Origin of the sequence: Shewanella sp. Isolate7, assembly GCF_022398425.1 — a bacterium.
GTDB lineage: Bacteria > Pseudomonadota > Gammaproteobacteria > Enterobacterales > Shewanellaceae > Shewanella.
This window is the reverse complement of sequence record NZ_JAKEVJ010000010.1, coordinates 42,150-61,004: the sequence shown is the minus strand read 5'-3', so window position 1 is coordinate 61,004 and position 18,855 is coordinate 42,150. Positions and strand designations below refer to the sequence as shown.

Below are 18,855 nucleotides of genomic sequence, written 5' to 3'. Positions count from 1 at the left end.
AGTCGACGAGGAAACTGCTGGGACAACAGCCCGATGGAGCGCTTCTTTAGAAGCTTAAAAACAGAATGGATACCGATGACCGGCTATCGGGATATCGGTGAGGCTAAGAGTGAAATTTCACGATATGTGACGGGGTATTACAGTCAGCTGAGACCACATCAATATAACGGTGGGCTGACACCCAATGAGTCAGAGCGAAGATACTGGCTTGAATACAAAACCGTGGCCAATTTTAGTTGACCACTACAATCATTTTTCTACTGCGTTATCGCTCATTGATGTGGCACACCACATTACAATCGCTCTGCCTTGTATAAAAGCGATACAGAATGCTGCAAAAATGAACGCGAAAGATAAACAGGCCCTAGGCTATTTAAATCATCGCTGCAACAGGTCGATTTTTGTTAAATGTTTTCCCTGTTATCTCACTACCCTTATCGGGTAAAAATGCGCGATCACATTTATTCAACATTTCCTAAAACATGACATGCTTAACAATTCTTTGGCTAATCCAATGCTAGGTGTTGTAACTCTAAGCCAGTTCACGTTTTATATATTCCTAAAGTGATACTTTTGTGTTCCGCAAATGGATGTGTATCGCTTTAAGTCCTTATTTATAAAAAGGCTTTGTTCTCAAGGCCGGTTCAGCCAGGAATATCTATGTCTTCGTCTTCTATTGTTCAAGCGGCGCCAGGTGCATTGATTAAGCCGTACCAAGCTAACATTACCGTCCCTAACTGGATGCTGAACTCGATGGAACGAGTGATGCAGTATTATGTCGACAAGAACCTGCGACTCGATACCCAGTCCGCCTCCATGATGCCGGCACCCGTCGAAGGCAAGAAGTACATGCTCTATGCCCATGTGCCTTTCTGTCACACACTGTGCTCCTTCTGTACCTTTCACCGTTTCCTGTTCAAAGAGGAGAAGGCGCGCGCCTATTTCGTCTCGCTGCGTAAGGAGATGGAGATGGTCAAGGCGCTGGGCTACGACTTCGAGTCCATGTATATCGGTGGCGGCACCACAACGGTTTTAGAAGATGAACTGGCGCGCACCATAGAACATGCCAAGAAGCTCTTTCCTAGCATCAAAGAGGTCTCCTGCGAGTCGGATCCTCAGCACCTGGACAGCCCAGGCTTTAAACTGCTCGAAGGCTTGGTGGATCGCATGTCCATCGGGGTACAGAGCTTCAACGATGATATTCTGGCCATGACTGATCGCCTGGAGAAGTTTGGCTCGGGCCAGCAGACCTTCGATAAGATCATGGCGGCCAAGGAGCTGTTCCCTATCATCAACGTGGATCTCATCTTCGGCTTCCGTGGCCAGACAGACGAGGTGATTCAGCACGATCTGGATATGGCCTCCCGCCTAGACCCTCGTCAGATCACCACCTATCCTCTGATGATCACCCATCAGACCCGGAAGAGCGTCAAGGGTAAACTGGCCGCGCCTCAGGGGGATATGGCACGCCAGTATCGCCAGATCCTAAATAGCCTCAATGGTCAGTATAACCAGCTGTCGGCCTGGGCGTTTGGTAAGGCCAACAACGAAGGCTTCGACGAGTATGTGATCGACTACGACGAATACCTAGGGGTGGGCTCGGGCTCTTTCAGCTTCCTCAACGACACCCTGTATGTGAACACCTTCTCCCTGCGCAAGTATCAGGAGAATATCGCCTCGGGCCGCATGGGTGTCGAGCAGCAGAAGAACTACAGTCAGAAGGATGTGATGCAGTATCGCTTCTTGCTGGGCATGTTCTCGGGTCGTCTGTCGCGCAAGTATTTTCGCGATACCTTCGGCGTAAACCTGGATTGGGCACTGTTTAAAGAGATGACCTCGATGAAGGCGATCGGCGCCATCAAGAATGACCCGAATGATCCCGATAATCTCATCGTGACAGACAACGGTAAGATGATGGGGCTCCTGATGATGAAAGAGTTCTATTCAGGCATGGATAACGTGCGGGCACAGCTGCGTAAGCCGCTCAAGCCCTGCGACATGTAAGGGATATTTGCTATCTAAGCGAAAGAGGCCGATCATAGATCGGCCTTTCTTATTGCCGGAGTTCGTCCCATGCAGGCCTTCGAGACCCTGTTTGCCCAGTTTATCGCCGCCGAGTTACCCGCCGATGCCGCCCACGATCTCAATCATGTGAAGCGAGTGGTGAAGACCGCCAAGCGCCTGTGTCAGCTCGAATCGGCCAATGTGCAAGTGGTGGTGCCGTCGGCCTGGTTGCATGACTGTGTGACGCTGGCCAAAGACGATCCAAGACGCAGCCAGAGTTCGTTGCTGGCGGCCGATAAGGCGATCGCCTTCCTTAAGCGCATCGATTATCCCCAGCAGTACCATGATGCCATTCACCATGTCATTCATGCCCATAGCTTCAGCGCCAGGGTGACCCCAGAGACGCTGGAGGCCAAGATAGTGCAAGATGCCGATCGCCTCGATGCCCTGGGAGCCATAGGTGTGGTGCGTTGTCTGCAGGTAGGCACAACGCTCGGGCGCCCGCTATATCATGCCGAGGATCCCTTCTGCCAGCACAGAGAGGCCGATGACAGCCGTTATACCTTAGATCACTTCAAGCTGAAGCTGTTTACCCTGGCGGACACCATGCAGACGGCGGCTGCGAGGGAAGAAGCAAGGCATCGCACCCGGGTGATGCAGGACTTTCTCGACCAGCTGGCGCAAGAGATCTAGGGGACCCGCTTGGGAGCCTGTTTGTGATTAGCCTTAGCGCGGCGTGCTAACTTCTGCTCGAGCTGACGAGCCTCCTGACGTATCTGTTCGATAAAGAGATCTTGATAGCCTAGCAGCTCAAATTCTCTCAGGCACTGGTGGTAGCGGCGCAGTTTTTCTTCCTTGCATAGGGGCTTATCCATCAGCTCTTCTAATGTCAGTATTGAGTCCATTCAATAACCTCATAACCTCTTTTGCTTGTCAGCCTAACGTCAAGTTGGCAGGTTGTAGAGGTTGATTTTTATCCTAAAACCTCATAGGTCTAAAGGTTGATGAGGTTTTTATTTATTTTTTTCATATACTTATTTCATTCTCAAAGTTGGCTTAGGTCAGAGGTCGCATATCACCTAAGCTAATTATGGGCGATCACTTACGCACTCATTGGTCGAAAAGCGCATAAGAGACGTTTGTGGAGCACCCGGTAATAGGGTAGCTTGGTGAATTCTTCATTTTGTACAGGGAAATCTAATGATAGTACGTATCGGTGAGTTTCAGGCCGCGCCGGGTCAGGCTGAGGCGTTAAAGTCCTTCCTTCTCTCGTTAAGCGAGTATATCTGTGCATCGCCTGGCTGCCTAAGCTACGAGGTCTTATGCCCACTCGATGAGGCGGGGCGCCTGCTGGTGATCGAGCGTTGGGAGTCAGCCGAGCATCACCGCGCCTCGGTGCAGGCCTATCCAAAGGATAAGATGCAGGACGCCATGTCACTGTTTGCCGCGCCGCCGACGGGTGGCTACTACGCCCTTGCCTAGCATTAGTGCTGACATAGGCATAGGGGCAGGGATGAAGCCATGATCTACTTCGAGACAGAGCGGCTAATTTGCCGCGCCTTTGAGTTCAGTGATTTAGCGGCCTTTACCGCCTACCGCGCCGATCCTGAGGTGGCCCGCTACCAGGGCTGGCAAGACTATCACTATCGCGATGCGCTGGCGCTGTTTGATGAATTGCAAAACACTGCCTTCGACACGCCGGGCACCTGGATGCAGTTGGCGCTGGAGTGTCGTCAGACCCGAGTCTTAGTAGGGGATCTGGCGCAGCATTTTATCGACGAGCAACAGGTCGAGATAGGCTTTACCCTGGCGAGCGAGTATCAAGGTCAGGGCTTGGCTCGCGAGGCGCTGCAGGCCCTGCTTATCTACCTGTTTGATGGCCTGGGCAAGCACAGAATCTCGGCCATCACGGATGTGAAAAACCACGCCGCCTGGGGGCTGCTTGAGCGCCTGGGGTTTCGCCGCGAGGCTCATTACCGCGACAACATCTTCTTCAAAGGGAGTTGGGGCAGCGAGTATGGTTACGCCCTGCTGGCAAGTGAGTGGCGGCAAGTAAAGACAGGGGAGAGCATTCAGGATTTTCGCCTGATCAGGCGGGTCGCACCCTTGGCTGACTTTTTACGCCTTAGGCAGATCACAGGGTTGACGCCGAGATCCCGCGCCGCGGCAAAAGCCGGGCTCCCCCTCAGCCTCTTTGGTGTACACATTCTAGCCGATGACAGACTAGCGGGTGAAAGCGTGATCGCCATGGGGCGAGTCGTGGGAGATGGCGCCCTAAATTTCGAGCTGGTGGACATCGCCGTAGATCCCGACTATCAGGGACGAGGCCTGGGGAGTGCCATCATGTCCGCCATCATGGAGTATCTCGATGAGGCGGCGCCTAAGGGGGCCTACATTACCTTAATGGCTGATGTTCCAGAACTTTATCTGAAGTTTGGTTTTAAACTCTCGCGACCGGCGAGTGAGGGCATGTATCTGCTGCAGCCCTAATCTGTTGAGCCCTCCTTTCTTGCTTGGTATAAAGGAGGCACGGCAGGCCCCGATACACGAGGTTAGGGGCCAGTAACCTTTTCGTTAGGGGAGCCTAATCTTTCCATCTCCCCGTTACCCGGAGCATGCATGGCTAATATTCTGCTGGTTGCCAACCTCAACTGCGATCGTATTCTCAGACTCGATAAGCCCTTGAAGATGGGGGGACGTTTTCATTATCAGGATGGTGGTCAGCGCCTCGGTGGCGGTGGTGCCAATACAGGCATAGGTCTGGTGTGGGCCGGTCACGAGGTGGCGCTGGTGAGTCAGGTGGGTCGCGACGAGATAGGCGACTGGTTGCTGGCCGAGACAAGTACCCTGGGCATAGATTGCCGTCTGATGCAGCGCTATCAACAACATACCTGTGAGATGCTGCTGGTGATGACCCCAGATGGCGAGCGCACCATCATACGCCCCGAGCGGCCAAGGTTTGAGCTTGCCGCCCCGCCTAACTGGCGAAATTGGGACGCCCTCTATATTAACTCTTCGGCAGAAGGTGCCGTCAGCTGGGCCAAGACGGCCTTGCCTCATAGCTTAGTCGTGGCGCAACTGGCCAAAGACAACCGTGAGCGTCCCTGCCATGTGTTGATCGCCTCGCGCGCCGATATGCAGGGGCGTAGCGAGCTGTCGCCCTGGCAGTTCGGTCTCTCCATCGCCGGCGAGAGCCTACGGGCGTTTATCGTGACAGATGGCGCCGAGGGCGCCATGCTCTATCAGCCAGAAGGCGAGACGCATGTCGCCGCCGAGGCCGCCATCGTGGTGGATACCACTGGGGCCGGAGATGCCTATGCGGCTGGCTTGATCCATGGATTAGTGCGTGGTGATGGCGATTGTCAGGCCATGGCCGAGGGGGCGCGCTGGGCGGCCTTTGCGGTGGCGACAGAGAGTTCGATACCCGGAGAACAGTTAAAGGCATACCTGGAGCAGGCGGTCACACAAAAGGGCTAGATTTGTCATCATAGTGTCATTTACTCAGATTAGAGTAACGCCATTGGTCGTAAGCGGTTCCCTGACCTTGTTTTGTGTAGCTTCTTTTCAAACATAGTGTGTTTTTCTGTTCTCTCGCCCCATCTTCTGGGGCTTTTTTTTGCCTGCAGTTTCTTGCCTCTTGTTCTTTGTTCCTTGTCTAGCGCCTGTTGCTATGGCCTATGCCTAACTGGGCCTGCAAGAGTATGAAATTAGGTAGTAAGACGGCTAATAGGTGTTGTTTCATGATATCTTCTTGAGGGAAAATTAGGGCCTGTTGACCTTTTGAGAACAATTTTGGTTCTCATTGAGCAGGTTCAATTCGCGGCATGAGGCTTGAAGTATAGTGATTCTATATAAAAGCCGAGTACCAAAGCGTTGAACGTGCTCAAGACGAACCCTGTGGGCAGCGTCTGTATCATTTTTCTACTGCGTTATCGCTCATTGATGTAGCACACATTACAATCGCTCTGCCTTGTATAAAAGCGATACAGAATGCTGCAAAAAATGAACGCGAAAGATAAACAGGCCCTAGGCCGCTATTTTTCAGGGGCAATGCCTGAGGCGACAGAGGGAGTTTGTATCGAATCGTCTCGCCTTTGTCTGAGGGCGAGAGGCGTAAGCAGTAGTCAGGGGAGTGAAGGATATGACGCGGTTAGTAGACAAGATTTCGGGATTGTATCGTGGCGATAAGGCCAAGGCCTTTGAAGGAATACCCAGCATGATAGACGCCAAGCAGGCATATAGCCGCCTGGTGGTGGGAGCGTTGGGCGTCGAGGGGGATGCTCAGGCGGATCCCAAGCATCACGGCGGTGCCGATAGGGTATTACATCACTTTCCCCGTGAGCATTATGGTCAGTTTCGCCGCTGGGACATGATGCAGGGCTTTAAGGATGTGCCCGCCATGGGTGAGAACATCAGCACAGTTGGTCTGGACGAGACTCAGGTGAATGTCGGCGACATCATTGCCATCGGCGAGGTACAACTGCAGGTGACTCAGCCCCGCTCGCCCTGCTTCAAGCTCAACCATCAGTTTGGTCATCCCGGGTTTGCTCTCGCCATGCAGACTAGTGGCATGTGCGGCTGGTTCTATCGGGTGGTGACGCCTGGGGTGATCCACCTGGAGGATGATATTCGCCTCGTCGAGCGGCGCACCGACATCAGCCTGCGCGAGGCGATGGGGATCTATTTCTCGCCCACCTATGACGCTGTCGCCTATGATCGTCTGGTGAGTTGTGAGGGCTTGGCCCAGTCTTGGGTAAATAGCTTGCAGCGCCGCCTGGAAAGTCGCAAGATTGAAGCTTGGGAAATGCGTTTATTTGGGCCTAACCGCCTGTAATAATAAATAAAAAGAGAATGAATCATCAAGGAGTGTAATTCGTGTCTGATTTCGAACAATTGTCCCGCGACGATAGAAACATGGGGGTGGCGGTGCATCTGGCCAGCTTTTCCGGCTACCTGATCCCCTTCGGTTCCATCCTGGGGCCCCTGATTGTCTGGCTAATGAAGCGCGAGGAGATCGCCTTTGTCGACAGCTGTGGTCGCAACTGTCTCAACTTTAAGATAAGCGTGATGGTATACGCCATCATCAGCATGATCCTCATGTTCGTCGGCATCGGCTTCATCCTGCTCGGTGTGTTGGCGATCTTTGATATCGTGGTAACCATCATCGCGGCCATGAAGGCCAGCGAGGGCATTAGTTACCAGTATCCGCTGACGATTAAATTTCTTAAGCCTTAAGCATGAAGAAAGTTAAATAGAAAAAAGCCCGCAAAAGCGGGCTTTTTTTATGGCCTGACTCAGGCCTAAATCTAAACCAGAACCTAGACTTAGACCTTGAAGCCGGCGACCAGGGTGTCGAGTCTGTGGGCCAGCTGGTTGAGCGACTGGCTTGCCTGAGCCACCGCCTGAGAGGTTTCGCTGGTATGCTGGGTGATCTCACTGATCTCGGTGACGTTACGGTTGATATCTTCCACCACGGTAGACTGCTCTTCGGTCGCGGCTGCAACCTGAATGTTCATGTCTGTGATGGCGCCGATCTGCTGGCTGATCTCGGTCAGGGTATGGCTGGCCTCGTCGACCGCCTGTACCCCTTCCTGGCTGCGGCTCTTGCTCTGGGTCATCGCCTCGACGGCGCGGGCCGCCTCGCTCTGCAGGTTGTCGATCATCTTCTGCACCTCATCGGTCGATGCGGCGGTGCGTGAGGCGAGGTTACGGACTTCCTCGGCGACCACGGCGAAGCCTCGGCCTGCCTCACCGGCACGGGCGGCCTCGATGGCGGCGTTGAGGGCCAGAAGGTTGGTCTGATCCGACACGGCGCGGATCACATCCAGGATGCTGCCGATAGAGGTGGTGTGGGTGGCCAGCGACTCGATCACATTGCCTACCTGCTCTACATCCTCCGAGAGTTGATTGATGGTGTCGCGGGCGCGGGTGACCACTATCTGACCGTTGCTTGAGGCGTTGTCGGCGTCCTTGGCGTTGTCGGCCGCCTGGGCGGCATTACCGGCAATCTCATGTACGGTCGCGCCCATCTCGTTGATCGCGGTTACCACCATCATGGTCTGATCTTTCTGTAGCTGGCTGTCGTCCTGGGTCTGCTGGGCCTGATTGGCCACATCCTTGGCGGCATGACTCAGCTGCACGCTGGTGTCCGTCACCTCTATGATGGAGTGCTGGATCTTTTCGATGAAGCTGTTGAAGCCCTTGGCGAGCTGGGCCAACTCGTCGTTGCCTTCGACGGGCAGGCGCTGGCGTAGATCGCCCTCACCCTGACCTATGTCTTGTAGCATGTCGGCTACCTTGGCGATGGGCTGGCTCACCGAGGCGGAGACGAAGGTAGAGAAGCCGATGAAGGCGGCGGCGATCAGCAGAGTCCAGATGAGGATCTGATAGGCCGACTCTTCCAGCAGGGCAAACACCTCGGCTCTTGGCACCTGAGCGATGAGATACCAGTCCATCGACGGAATATAGCTGCTGGCGACCAGCAGGGTTTCACCATCCTGCTCAGTCTGTGTCAGGCCGAAGTCGCCCTTGCTCAGCAGTTGCCTGGTCACATCGCCGCCATAGAGGGAGGCCAGGCTGGCCTTGCCTATCTGGCTAGTGTCCGAGTGCAGCTTAACGTCGCCCTTGGCATCCACCAGGTAGACGAAGCCGGTATCTTCGATCTTGAAGGACTTCAGCAGGCGCACCATGTCATCCAGTGACTTGGCCAACCCCACTAAACCGCGGTCGTTGGGTTGCTGATAGTTGATGAAGAGTTTCACATCACCATTGGCCTCGGTGAAGACGTTGAGCATACGCTCGGTGCCACTGTTTTTATAGTTGAAGAACCAGCCGTCCTGCTCTGGGGTGAGGATGCGCAGGAAACCGTCCTGAGTGTAGTAGGCGGCGGTTTGTCTGTCGGCGTAGGAGGCCTGAACCAGCTTATATTGCGCTTGCACATCCTTGAGCTGGGCGATCACCAGAGGCTCTGTCTCCGCCGGGCGGCCATCGACCAGCCAGCGCTTGAGCATCTTGCTGTTGGCCAGCTGCTCGGCGGCGTTCATCAGGGTGGCGATATCCATCTCTACTTTGTTGCGGATCGCCTGCAAGGTGTTGGGCAGCTCCGAGGTGAGCATGCGCTGCTCGACGACTTCCTTGGCGCTGCGTTGACTCAAGACACCCACTAGCACGGTAGACAACAATACCGCGACCGTAACCGTGAGTAATATTTTCTGCTTGATGGTGAGCATGTTTAGTTTCATCTTTTATGACTCGCATCTACTCTGTCCGAGCATCCCTCGGAGTGTGACAACTTGATTATTAAGGTTAGTCGCTGTTTTCTAAACACGCTAAACCATTGAACTTTTTTGAGGGTAGGGCGATCCACTCTGGATCACAGAGTGCGTCTTGGTGACGCTTGTAGGTATGGGGCCATTATGGTGGCCGGGGATGTTAAGCGCAAGTAAAAACGCGCCCAAGGGCGCGTTTGTCGTCTGTATTATTTTTCGGCGATGCCGGACTTACATATTTGGGTAGTTAGGTCCGCCGCCGCCCTCTGGGGTGACCCAGGTGATGTTCTGACTCGGATCTTTGATGTCACAGGTCTTACAGTGGATACAGTTTTGACCATTGATGACAAACTTCTTCTCGCCAGCGTCTTCCACCACTTCATAGACCCCGGCCGGGCAGTATCGCTGCGCCGGTTCGTCGAACTTAACCAGGTTCACCTCGATAGGAATTCGTTCGTCTTTGAGACGCAGGTGACACAGCTGATCTTCCTCGTGGAAGGTGTTCGACAGGTAGACAGAAGAGAGCTTGTCGAAGCTCAGCTTACCGTCTGGCTTGGGATACTCTATCTTGCTGTAGGCGCTCACCTCGGCCATCTGGGCATAGTCGGCCTTCTCGTCTCTGAGCGTGATAGGGAACTTGCCGCCAAACCAGTTCTGATCGATATAGTTGAAGGCGCCGCCCAGGTAGGCACCGAACTTGTGCATCGCCGGGCCGAAGTTACGTGAGCAGTAGAGCTCATCCTGCAGCCAGCTCTGTTCGAACTTCTCCTGGTAGCAGTCGAGGTCTTTGCCACCTTCTACGCCGGCATGCAGGGCGTGGCAGATGGTTTCGGCGGCGATCATGCCGCTCTTCATCGCGGTATGGGTACCCTTAATCTTGGCGAAGTTCAGGGTGCCGGCGTCACAGCCTATGATGAGGCCGCCAGGGAAGCTCATCTTGGGCAGTGAGTTGAGGCCGCCCTTGGTGATGGCGCGGGCACCGTAACAGATACGCTCGCCGCCCTTGAGGTATTGACTGATCACCGGGTGCGTCTTGTAACGCTGGAACTCATCGAATGGGCTCAGGTGTGGGTTCTGATAGTTGAGATCGATAATAAGACCCACGGCTACCTGATTGTCTTCCAGATGGTAGAGGAAGCCGCCGCCCGAGGCGCCTTCTGTCAGCGGCCAACCACCCGTGTGTACCACTTTACCTTGCTCGTGCTGCTCGCTGGGCACCTTCCAGATCTCCTTGAAGCCCAGGCCATAGTGCTGCGGCGTCTTGCCGTTATCCAGGTGGAACTTCTCGATCAGTTGTTTGCCCAGGTGGCCACGGCAGCCTTCGCTAAATACTGTGTACTTGGCGTGCAGCTCCATGCCGGGTTCATAACTGTCTTTGGGCTCGCCATCGGCGCCGACACCCATGTCACCTATGATGATCCCTTTTACGCTGCCATCTTCGTTGAACAGCAGTTCACTGGCAGGGAAGCCGGGGAAGATCTCTACGCCTAAGGCCTCGGCGCGCTCGGCGAGCCAACGGGCCAGGTTGCCGACGCTGATGATATAGTTGCCATCGTTATGCATCGTCTTAGGGATAAAGGCGTTGGGCATGGCGCGTGAGGCCGTGTCTGAACTGAGCATGTGCAGCTCGTCGTGGGTGACGGCCGTGTGCAGTGGTGCACCTTGTTCTTTCCAGTCGCTGAACAGTTCGCCGAGTACCTTAGGCTCGAACACGGCGCCTGAAAGTATGTGCGCGCCTACTTCCGAACCTTTCTCGACCACACAGACGCTGAGCTCCTGGCCAGAGTCTTGAGAGATTTGCATTAGTCGACATGCGGTAGCCAGGCCGGCAGGGCCTGCGCCAACGATAACGACGTCGAACTCCATCGATTCGCGTTCCATCACTTCACCTCTTTTAGCTTTCCCCCGATTGAAACGGGTGTTTTATTCTTTGCATCCACCTTACCCTAAAATGGCGAAATGGCACAGAGTTTAAGCAGTCAGGATAGACTAATTGATGGTATTTATCTTCGTGAGCGGTGTCACATTATGTTAACGCCCGATTGATCTCAGACAAGAAACGGGAAGTTTTTGCTATAAAAGCCGGTCTATATCGGCCTATAATTGGGAAACGACGGTTCTCCGAGCTTTCTCTCCTACGTCTACAGATAGGGAGATTAAGCCGTGGCAATAGTGCCACCGGGGTGAGGAAAGAAATTGACTCACCTCCCCTTACTTGGAAAGGTGATCATGTCTCAACTACAAGACAATTTTGGTCGAAGATTTCACTATTTGCGGATGTCGGTTACCGATGTCTGTAATTTCAAATGCACCTACTGCCTCCCCGATGGTTATCGCCCCGACGGTAAGCCTAAGTTTTTAGATCTCAATGAGATCGAGAATCTTGTGGGCGCCTTTGCCGAGGTCGGTACCCAGAAGATCCGCATCACAGGTGGCGAGCCCACCCTGCGCAAAGACTTTACCGATATCGTGCGTATCGTCGCCGATAACGACAAGATCAAGACGCTGGCAACCACCACCAATGGTTATCGTTTGGAGAAGCATGCCAAAGAGTGGTTCGATGCCGGCCTGAGACGCATCAATGTCTCGGTGGACAGCCTGGACCCTCGCATGTTCTATCAGATCACCGGCGAGAATAAGTTCGACGAGGTGATGCGCGGCGTCGACGCGGCCCTCGAGGCGGGCTTCGAGCGGGTGAAGATCAATGCCGTGCTGCTCAAGGGCTTAAACGACAAAGACTTGCCACGCTTCCTGCACTGGATCAAGCACACACCAATCGATCTGCGTTTCATCGAGCTGATGGAAACCGGCCTGGGACGTGATTACTTCAAGGCCCACCACCTGGCGGGTGCCGACATCAAGTCGCAGCTGATTCAGGATGGCTGGCAATTGGACCAGTCGGCGGTAGACGATGGTCCGGCGCAAAACTTCAGCCATGGCGACTTCAAGGGGCGCATCGGCTTGATCATGCCCTATGAGAAGAACTTCTGCGCCAGCTGTAACCGCCTGCGGGTCTCCGCCAAGGGGAAACTGCACCTGTGCCTCTTCACCGAACACGGTGTCGATTTGCGGGATCTACTGCAATCCCACGAGCAGCGTGGTGAGTTGATCGAACGACTTTACGGCCAGTTGAGGGCGAAGAAGGAAACCCACTTCCTCCACGATGGCATCACAGGCGTGACACAGCATCTGGCCTCTATCGGAGGCTAGGCTGGCTTGCGCCAGCGCAAGAACTTGCTTTCGCTGTCTGGGTATACTCTGCCCATATTCCTGTAGACGCGCCAGTTAACCGCAAACAACACCAAGAGTGAAGAGAGACGTTATGGGTCATTGCACGAGAACCGAATTTGAACCGCTCAATATCGCGGTATTAACCCTTTCCGATAGCCGGGATCTGAGCCAAGATACCTCGGGACAGTTTTTACAAGAGGCCCTGCTAGCGGCCGGACACAAGCTTGCCGAGCGCCGACTGATTAAAGATGACAAGTATCAGATACGTTCGGTATTGTCTCAGTGGATAGCCTCGAGTGATGTGCAGGTGATCATCACCACCGGCGGTACAGGCTTTACCGAGCGGGACAACACACCACAGGCGGTCAAGCCGCTGCTGGATCGCGAGATAGAGGGCTTTGGCGAGCTGTTTCGGCATATTACCTACACAGAGCTGGGCACCTCGACGGTACAGTCCCGCGCCCTGGGCGGCTTCGCCAATAAGACAGCCATCTTCTGTCTGCCTGGCTCTACCGGTGCCTGCAAGACGGGCTGGAACAAGATCTTAAGAGAACAACTGGATGCCACTCACAGACCCTGTAACTTTGTGATGCACGTGAAGAAGGTAGCAATCGATGAGTAGTGAATTTACCCATATTAATGCCGATGGCAATGCCCACATGGTGGATGTCACCGAGAAGGCGGTTACCGAGCGCGAGGCCCGCGCCGAGGCCTTCATCGAGATGGCGCCCGAGACGCTTGAGATGATCATGAGCGGCAGCCACCACAAGGGCGACGTGTTCGCCACGGCTCGCATCGCGGGGATCCAGGCGGCGAAGAAGACCTCAGATCTCATCCCGCTGTGCCATCCCTTGATGCTAACCAAGGTCGAGGTGGATCTCGAGGCGCAGCCGGCACACAACCGGGTACGCATCACCAGTTTGTGTAAGCTGTCGGGCAAGACAGGGGTCGAGATGGAGGCGCTGACCGCGGCCTCTGTGGCGGCACTGACTATCTACGACATGTGTAAGGCGGTGCAGAAAGATATGGTGATCTCTCAGACACGCCTGCTGGAGAAGCGGGGTGGCAAGTCTGGGCACTTTAAGGTTTAAGCGACACGAGTATTTAGGGGAAAGTTTATGATTCATGTGCTGTTTTTCGCCCAGGTGCGCGAACTATTAGGTGAGAGCAAGCTCGAAGTCGAAGCGAGCGAACAGACCACTACCGCCGAAGGCCTGCGTGCGCTGCTGGCGGCCAAAGACGATAAGTGGGGCAAGGTATTGGCGTCCGATAAGCTGTTGGTGGCGGTCAATCAGACCATCAGCAGCTGGGATACCCAGGTCGAAGATGGCGACGAGGTGGCCTTCTTCCCCCCCGTTACCGGAGGTTAGTATGAGCCAGGCGATTGACCGAGTATTGGTGCAGACGCAAGATTTTAGCGTGCCCGAGGAGTATGCCCGTATTGCGTCCGATGACAGCGACGGCGCCGTGGTCACCTTCGTAGGCAAGGTGCGCGACTTCAATGACGGCAGCGCGGTGACCGACCTGACCCTGGAGCACTATCCTGGGATGACAGAGGCGGTGCTCAACCAGATCGCTGCCGAGGCCAGAGAGCGCTGGCCACTGACCCACGTGACCATCATTCACCGTGTCGGCACCATGGCTCTGGGCGAGCAGATCGTCTTCATCGGCGTCACCAGTGCCCACCGCAAGGCGGCCTTTGCGGCCTGTGAGTTCTTGATCGACTTTCTCAAGACCAAGGCACCGTTCTGGAAGCTGGAGGCCGGCGATCAGGGCAAGAACTGGGTTGAGGCCAAAGACGCCGACGAACAGGCGGCCAAGATGTGGGACAAGCAGTAAGCCGGGGCGAGCTCCCTGGTGATGAGGAAGGGTTGAAATGGATTTATTCAGAGGTTTTGTCTTAGGCTGTCTGCTGTTGTTTGGCATGACGCCCGCCTGGGCGGCAGAGGTGCCGGCTATCGCAGCCGCCTCTAACATCAAGTTTGCCCTTGATAGGATAGCCGCCGATTTCACCCAGGATACGGGCAAGCGGGTGCGCATCTCCTATGGTTCTTCGGGCAACTTCGTGGCGCAGCTGCGCCACGGTGCGCCGTTCGAGCTGTTTCTGTCTGCCGACGATAAATATATCTATCAGTTGCATAAGCTTGGGGTAACCCAGAGCGATGGCGAGATCTACGCCATCGGCCGCTTGGCACTCGCTGCGCCCAAGCGTTCGCCCCTGACCTTAGATGCCGAACTCGTCGGCGTTAAGACACTGCTGGAGCAGGGCGGATTAAAGCGTTTTGCCATCGCCAATCCGGATCATGCCCCCTATGGCGAGCGAGCCAGAGAGGCGCTGCAGCATCTGGGACTCTGGCAAGCCCTGCAGCCCCACCTCATCTTTGGTGAGAATGTGTCTCAGGCGGCGCAGTTTGCCTTGAGCGGTTCCACCGATGGCGGTATCGTCGCCTTGTCGCTGGCAATGGCGCCGCAGTTTCGCGCCGCCAGCCACTATGTGGCGCTGCCGAGCGAATGGCACTCACCCATGAACCAGCGCATGGTGCTCACCCCCAAGGCGGGTGAGACGGCCAAGGCCTTCTATGCCTATCTGAGTCAGCCTAAGGCGAGGGCGGTGTTCCTCGAGTTTGGCTTCGGCCTGCCCGATGAGGGGACTGATGGCGCCTCAGCCGATGGCGCGAGTATTAGTCAGGTCGACAAACAGGGTGGAGATCACTGATGGATTGGCAGGCGCTGCTGCTTTCGATCAAGTTAAGCTGTGTCACTGTGCTGGTGTTGATCCCTTTTGCCATCTGGGCCGGTCGCTTTCTGGCCTATCGTCAGTTTAGGGGCAAGTCCTGGCTGGAAGCGCTGATCATGGTGCCCCTGGTGCTGCCCCCGACCGTGATCGGTTACTACCTGCTGGTGGGCCTGGGTAGTCAGTCCTGGTTGGGGCAGGCGCTTGAAGCCCTGCTGGGGCAACAGCTGGTGTTCCACTTCTCTGGGCTGGTGGTGGCTTCCGTGCTGGTCAATATTCCCTTTGCCATACAGCCGATTCAGCGCGCCTTCGAGGCGGTGCCCGAAGAGGTGCGCGATGCAGGCGCCTGTTGCGGCATGAGTCCGGCCAAGGTGTTGTTTAAGATAGAGCTGCCCCTGGTATGGCCGGGCGTATTGACCGCGCTGGTGCTCTGTTTCTCCCATGTGCTGGGTGAGTTCGGAGTGGTGCTCATGATGGGCGGTAATATCGCTGGTGAGACCAAGACCATCGCCATCTCCATCTACGACAGCGTGCAGGCGTTCGATTTCGCCGCCGCGGGGCAGATGTCTCTGCTGCTCCTGCTGTTTGCCATTACCGCGCTGGCACTCACCACCAGTCTGTCCCGTCGATTAGGAGGCGTGAGTGTCTCAAGACGTCGCTGATCTCAGCTGTAAGATCTTCCAGCAGGAAGGCATCGCCCTGGATGCCGAGTTTGTCTGCCGTGCCGGCGAGGTGTTGGCCGTGGTCGGCCCCTCCGGGGGGGGGAAGTCGACCCTGATGCGGATGATCGCCGGCTTGACCAAGCCCGAGTCGGGCGAGATCCGCTATGGCGATAGCGTCTGGTTTAGCAGCGACACAGGGCGCTATCTGACGCCTCAGCAGCGTCATCTCGGCTATGTGCCGCAACACTTTGGCCTGTTTCCCAACATGACGGCGCTGGCCAACGTGGTGGCGGCGCTGGATCATATTCCCAAGGCGGAGCGGGTCGCGCGGGCCAAAGACTGGCTGGAGCGGGTGAACCTGCACGGTCTGCCGGATCGTCTGCCGGCCAACCTGTCCGGCGGTCAGCGTCAGCGGGTGGCCCTGGCTCGAGCCCTTGCCCGGGAGCCCAGAGTCCTGCTGCTGGATGAGCCCTTCTCGGCGGTCGACAGAGAGACCCGCGAGCGTCTCTACCTGGAGCTGGCCAGACTCAAAGAGCAGCTGGCGATCCCCGTCATCATGGTGACTCACGATCTTAACGAGGCGCTGCTGCTGGCGGATCGCATGATCCTCATCAGCCAGGGCACCCTGCTGCAACAGGGCAGTCCGCGGGAGGTGTTGAGCCAGCCACGTAACGAGGAGGTCGCCAAGCAGATGGGACTAAGAAACCTGTTCGATGCGCACGTGGTGGCCCAAGAGGCGGAGCGACAGATCACCTGGCTTAAGTTTGGTGAGCACCTGATTGCCGGTAATTACCGTGAAGAGTTAGATATAGGCGCCAAGGTGCGCTGGGTGATCCCTAATCAGGGGGTGAGGTTTAACTCGATCACCAAGGGGCGTCTGTGCCGCAGCTTCAACAAGCTCAGTATCACCATAGAGTCCTGCCTGAGTATGGGTGAGACCATGCGCATTCTTGCCAGCATCAAGGGGGTTAAGTATCACCTCAATGCCGAGGTGCCGTTGCATTTCGCCCAGAAGATGGGCCTGGCGCCTGGCGTCGAGACCGAGGTGGCGCTCAAGTCTGAGCTGATCCATATCCTGGAGAATGACTGATTCTCGAGAATGAGTCAGCTTTTCTGGCCGCCGAATAGAATATGATCAATCCTTAATACGGCTTCCATCTCCCCGATATTTGCCGTCATCTATTCTTGGGTATTAAGACTCGAGGAGAAATATGATGCAGAAGAAACTGACCGGTACCCTAATCCTTTCTTGCGTACTCACCCTACCGGCTTTTGCCGCCTATAACGGCCCTAAGGCGGGTGGTGTGATTCAGCACGCCAGCGATGCCCATGCGGCCAAAGACGATACACAGGTGGAGCTGATAGGTAAGCTGATCAAGAGCCTGGGGGATGAAAAGTACCTGTTTCGCGATAGCAGCGGTGAAGTCGAGGTGGAGATAGACAATGCCCTGTGGCGCAACATAGAGGTCTCCAGCGATACCACAGTGACCCTGAGGGGCGAGGTGGATGATGAATGGCGCGGCATTGAGATTGAGATAGATAGCATCGAATTGGTCGATCAAGCGGAATAAGTCCAGGCGTTGGTGCCTAGATGAGTGAAATCGGCCAAATGAGTTTAAACTAAATTTAATCTTGAAAGCCCAAAGCCCCTCGTCTATCCCATTGGTACAGGGATTTTTTGCGTGTAAGATACCGATATTGAAGAATTTAATGGAGGAGCTATGGCTCGTTGGTTTATCAGTTTAATGCTGTTGTCTGGACTGGCGGGGGCGAATTTGGCCCAAGCCAACCCGGCAGTGCTTGAGTTGCTATCGGATAGCCAAAGCCTGACTCCACAGAAGATGATCCAGCAGGCAGAGAAGAGCTACCCTGGGGTGATATCCGAGTTTCAGATCGATGTGGAAAATGGTCAGCTGATCTATGAGATCAGCATGATCAACACCAAGGAAGATACCATCAGCGAATTTGAATTCTGGGCCAAAGATGGCCGACTCATTCGTCAGAAGGTGGAAGCCCTGGAGGCGGACGATAAGGATGAGCTCAAGGCGGTGAGGATGCTCAGGGATATGGAGCAGACCTTCTCGCAACTGCTCAAGTTGGCCATGGGTGACAGCAACGCCCATATTCTGGAGGCGCAGCTGGATCACGACCTGGGCATCAGCTATCTGGAACTTAAGCTTATCGATGCCAACGTTAAACATAGAATAGCCTTCGATATCGAAAATCAGCGGCCTTTGCCCCTGTTGAAGTGGGATTAACAGATGAAAATATTACTGGTAGAAGATGATGCGACCACCAAAGAGTATGTGGTCAAGGGATTTGCCGAACAGGGGCACAATATCGAGACGGCTAGCGATGGTCATCAGGGACTCTTGCTGGCCACCAGTATGCAGTATGACCTGGTGATACTGGACCGCATGTTGCCGCAGCTCGATGGCCTTAAGTTGCTGGCGGCGCTGCGTGCGACCGGCAATCAGACCCCGGTGCTGATCCTGTCGGCGCTGAGCCATGTGGATGAGCGCGTCAAGGGGCTCAGGGCCGGTGGCGACGATTATATGACTAAGCCATTTGCCTTCTCCGAACTCTTAGTGCGCGCCGAGAAACTGATGCAGCGCGGCAATTCGGTGCCGGCACAAACCGAGCTTAAGGTGGGCGAACTGGTGATGGAACTGCTGACCCGTAAGGTCACCCTGGCGGGCAGCGAGATCATGCTGCAGCCCAAAGAGTTTCAACTGCTCAAGTACCTGATGGAACACCCTAATCAGGTGATCAGCCGCACCCTGTTGTTCGAGGCGGTGTGGGATTACCATTTCGATCCTCGGACCAATGTGATCGACGTGCATATCGCCAAGCTGAGACGCAAGTTTGAAGAGCAGGGCTTTGGCGAGCTGATCGAAACGGTTCGAGGGGCTGGCTATCGCCTCCGTCAAGGGCATTAGACCCTATCAGAGTAGTG

Annotated in this window: 22 protein-coding genes, 1 pseudogene and 1 riboswitch; of the genes and pseudogenes, 20 read left to right on the top strand and 3 right to left on the bottom strand. The window is 55.2% G+C overall.

Annotation, left to right across the window (positions count from 1 at the left end; all coding sequences use genetic code 11):
* The 3 genes from L1D47_RS04000 to L1D47_RS03990 form a co-directional block, all read left to right on the top strand.
* A partial coding sequence (locus L1D47_RS04000) for an integrase core domain-containing protein (protein WP_239882331.1) occupies nucleotides 1-240 on the top strand: 240 nt, incomplete at its 5' end.
* A gap of 420 nt (nucleotides 241-660) precedes the next feature.
* On the top strand, nucleotides 661-2,004 hold the full coding sequence (locus L1D47_RS03995) for a coproporphyrinogen III oxidase family protein (RefSeq protein ID WP_041509666.1): 1,344 nt from the start codon (nucleotides 661-663) through the stop codon (nucleotides 2,002-2,004).
* Between the two features lie 69 nt (nucleotides 2,005-2,073).
* Nucleotides 2,074-2,697, top strand: coding sequence for an HD domain-containing protein (locus tag L1D47_RS03990; RefSeq protein WP_239882657.1), 624 nt, complete (start codon nucleotides 2,074-2,076; stop codon nucleotides 2,695-2,697).
* Here the strand turns inward: L1D47_RS03990 and L1D47_RS03985 are convergent.
* The gene (locus tag L1D47_RS03985) at nucleotides 2,694-2,909 is read right to left on the bottom strand and encodes a hypothetical protein (protein WP_239882656.1); all 216 of its coding nucleotides are present in this window, start codon (nucleotides 2,907-2,909) and stop codon (nucleotides 2,694-2,696) included. The genes L1D47_RS03990 and L1D47_RS03985 overlap by 4 nt on opposite strands.
* Nucleotides 2,910-3,204: 295 nt before the next feature.
* On the opposite strand from L1D47_RS03985, the gene L1D47_RS03980 reads away from it, so the two are divergent.
* The 6 genes and pseudogenes from L1D47_RS03980 to L1D47_RS03955 all read left to right on the top strand — a co-directional run bounded on the left by L1D47_RS03980 (nucleotide 3,205) and on the right by L1D47_RS03955 (nucleotide 7,239).
* A complete protein-coding gene (locus L1D47_RS03980) occupies nucleotides 3,205-3,486 on the top strand; it encodes an antibiotic biosynthesis monooxygenase family protein (RefSeq protein WP_239882655.1) in 282 nt (93 codons plus the stop codon).
* Nucleotides 3,487-3,525: 39 nt separating this feature from the next.
* Nucleotides 3,526-4,050, top strand: a pseudogene (locus L1D47_RS03975) (GNAT family protein); the annotation flags it as partial.
* 60 nt (nucleotides 4,051-4,110) lie between these two features.
* On the top strand, nucleotides 4,111-4,494 hold the full coding sequence (locus tag L1D47_RS21235; protein ID WP_345778751.1) for a GNAT family N-acetyltransferase: 384 nt from the start codon (nucleotides 4,111-4,113) through the stop codon (nucleotides 4,492-4,494).
* A 129-nt stretch (nucleotides 4,495-4,623) separates the two neighbouring features.
* On the top strand, nucleotides 4,624-5,481 hold the full coding sequence (locus tag L1D47_RS03965; protein WP_239882654.1) for a PfkB family carbohydrate kinase: 858 nt from the start codon (nucleotides 4,624-4,626) through the stop codon (nucleotides 5,479-5,481).
* Nucleotides 5,482-6,145: 664 nt separating this feature from the next.
* Complete coding sequence (locus L1D47_RS03960; protein ID WP_239882653.1) at nucleotides 6,146-6,838, top strand: MOSC domain-containing protein; 693 nt, start codon at nucleotides 6,146-6,148, stop codon at nucleotides 6,836-6,838.
* A gap of 80 nt (nucleotides 6,839-6,918) precedes the next feature.
* The gene (locus L1D47_RS03955) at nucleotides 6,919-7,239 is read left to right on the top strand and encodes a DUF4870 domain-containing protein (protein WP_144202491.1); all 321 of its coding nucleotides are present in this window, start codon (nucleotides 6,919-6,921) and stop codon (nucleotides 7,237-7,239) included.
* An 89-nt stretch (nucleotides 7,240-7,328) separates the two neighbouring features.
* Here L1D47_RS03955 and L1D47_RS03950 read toward each other — a convergent pair whose 3' ends face one another.
* Both L1D47_RS03950 and L1D47_RS03945 read right to left on the bottom strand, forming a co-directional pair.
* Nucleotides 7,329-9,245 (bottom strand): methyl-accepting chemotaxis protein, encoded by a 1,917-nt coding sequence (locus L1D47_RS03950; RefSeq protein WP_239882652.1) that lies wholly within the window; start codon nucleotides 9,243-9,245, stop codon nucleotides 7,329-7,331.
* Between the two features lie 258 nt (nucleotides 9,246-9,503).
* On the bottom strand, nucleotides 9,504-11,153 hold the full coding sequence (locus tag L1D47_RS03945) for an electron transfer flavoprotein-ubiquinone oxidoreductase (RefSeq protein ID WP_239882651.1): 1,650 nt from the start codon (nucleotides 11,151-11,153) through the stop codon (nucleotides 9,504-9,506).
* Nucleotides 11,154-11,379: 226 nt separating this feature from the next.
* A riboswitch (molybdenum cofactor riboswitch) is annotated at nucleotides 11,380-11,514 on the top strand.
* Between L1D47_RS03945 and moaA the strand changes: the two genes are divergently transcribed.
* The 11 genes from moaA to L1D47_RS03890 all read left to right on the top strand — a co-directional run bounded on the left by moaA (nucleotide 11,502) and on the right by L1D47_RS03890 (nucleotide 18,838).
* The gene (gene moaA, locus L1D47_RS03940) at nucleotides 11,502-12,482 is read left to right on the top strand and encodes a GTP 3',8-cyclase MoaA (RefSeq protein ID WP_239882650.1); all 981 of its coding nucleotides are present in this window, start codon (nucleotides 11,502-11,504) and stop codon (nucleotides 12,480-12,482) included. Its footprint overlaps the riboswitch before it by 13 nt.
* 112 nt (nucleotides 12,483-12,594) lie before the next feature.
* Nucleotides 12,595-13,125: a molybdenum cofactor biosynthesis protein B gene (gene moaB / locus L1D47_RS03935; RefSeq protein WP_239882649.1), complete on the top strand. Its 531-nt coding sequence runs from the start codon at nucleotides 12,595-12,597 to the stop codon at nucleotides 13,123-13,125.
* Nucleotides 13,118-13,594, top strand: coding sequence for a cyclic pyranopterin monophosphate synthase MoaC (gene moaC, locus L1D47_RS03930; protein ID WP_041509675.1), 477 nt, complete (start codon nucleotides 13,118-13,120; stop codon nucleotides 13,592-13,594). The genes moaB and moaC overlap by 8 nt, the downstream gene beginning before the upstream one ends.
* Nucleotides 13,595-13,621: 27 nt before the next feature.
* Nucleotides 13,622-13,873 carry a molybdopterin synthase sulfur carrier subunit gene (moaD, locus tag L1D47_RS03925; protein ID WP_239853910.1) on the top strand — a complete coding sequence of 84 codons (252 nt, stop codon included), beginning with the start codon at nucleotides 13,622-13,624 and terminating at the stop codon, nucleotides 13,871-13,873.
* Between the two features lies 1 nt (nucleotide 13,874).
* On the top strand, nucleotides 13,875-14,342 hold the full coding sequence (moaE, locus tag L1D47_RS03920) for a molybdopterin synthase catalytic subunit MoaE (RefSeq protein ID WP_041509677.1): 468 nt from the start codon (nucleotides 13,875-13,877) through the stop codon (nucleotides 14,340-14,342).
* 85 nt (nucleotides 14,343-14,427) lie between these two features.
* On the top strand, nucleotides 14,428-15,219 hold the full coding sequence (gene modA, locus L1D47_RS03915; protein ID WP_239882658.1) for a molybdate ABC transporter substrate-binding protein: 792 nt from the start codon (nucleotides 14,428-14,430) through the stop codon (nucleotides 15,217-15,219).
* Entirely contained in the window at nucleotides 15,219-15,899 is a 681-nt protein-coding gene (gene modB / locus L1D47_RS03910; protein ID WP_239882648.1) for a molybdate ABC transporter permease subunit, read from the top strand. The genes modA and modB overlap by 1 nt, the downstream gene beginning before the upstream one ends.
* A complete protein-coding gene (locus L1D47_RS03905) occupies nucleotides 15,880-16,989 on the top strand; it encodes an ABC transporter ATP-binding protein (RefSeq protein WP_239882647.1) in 1,110 nt (369 codons plus the stop codon). The genes modB and L1D47_RS03905 overlap by 20 nt, the downstream gene beginning before the upstream one ends.
* 121 nt (nucleotides 16,990-17,110) lie before the next feature.
* Nucleotides 17,111-17,470, top strand: coding sequence for a NirD/YgiW/YdeI family stress tolerance protein (locus tag L1D47_RS03900; RefSeq protein ID WP_239882646.1), 360 nt, complete (start codon nucleotides 17,111-17,113; stop codon nucleotides 17,468-17,470).
* Nucleotides 17,471-17,620: 150 nt separating this feature from the next.
* Complete coding sequence (locus tag L1D47_RS03895; protein WP_239882645.1) at nucleotides 17,621-18,157, top strand: PepSY domain-containing protein; 537 nt, start codon at nucleotides 17,621-17,623, stop codon at nucleotides 18,155-18,157.
* Nucleotides 18,158-18,160: 3 nt separating this feature from the next.
* A complete protein-coding gene (locus tag L1D47_RS03890; RefSeq protein WP_239882644.1) occupies nucleotides 18,161-18,838 on the top strand; it encodes a response regulator transcription factor in 678 nt (225 codons plus the stop codon).
* Nucleotides 18,839-18,855: the final 17 nt, after the last annotated feature.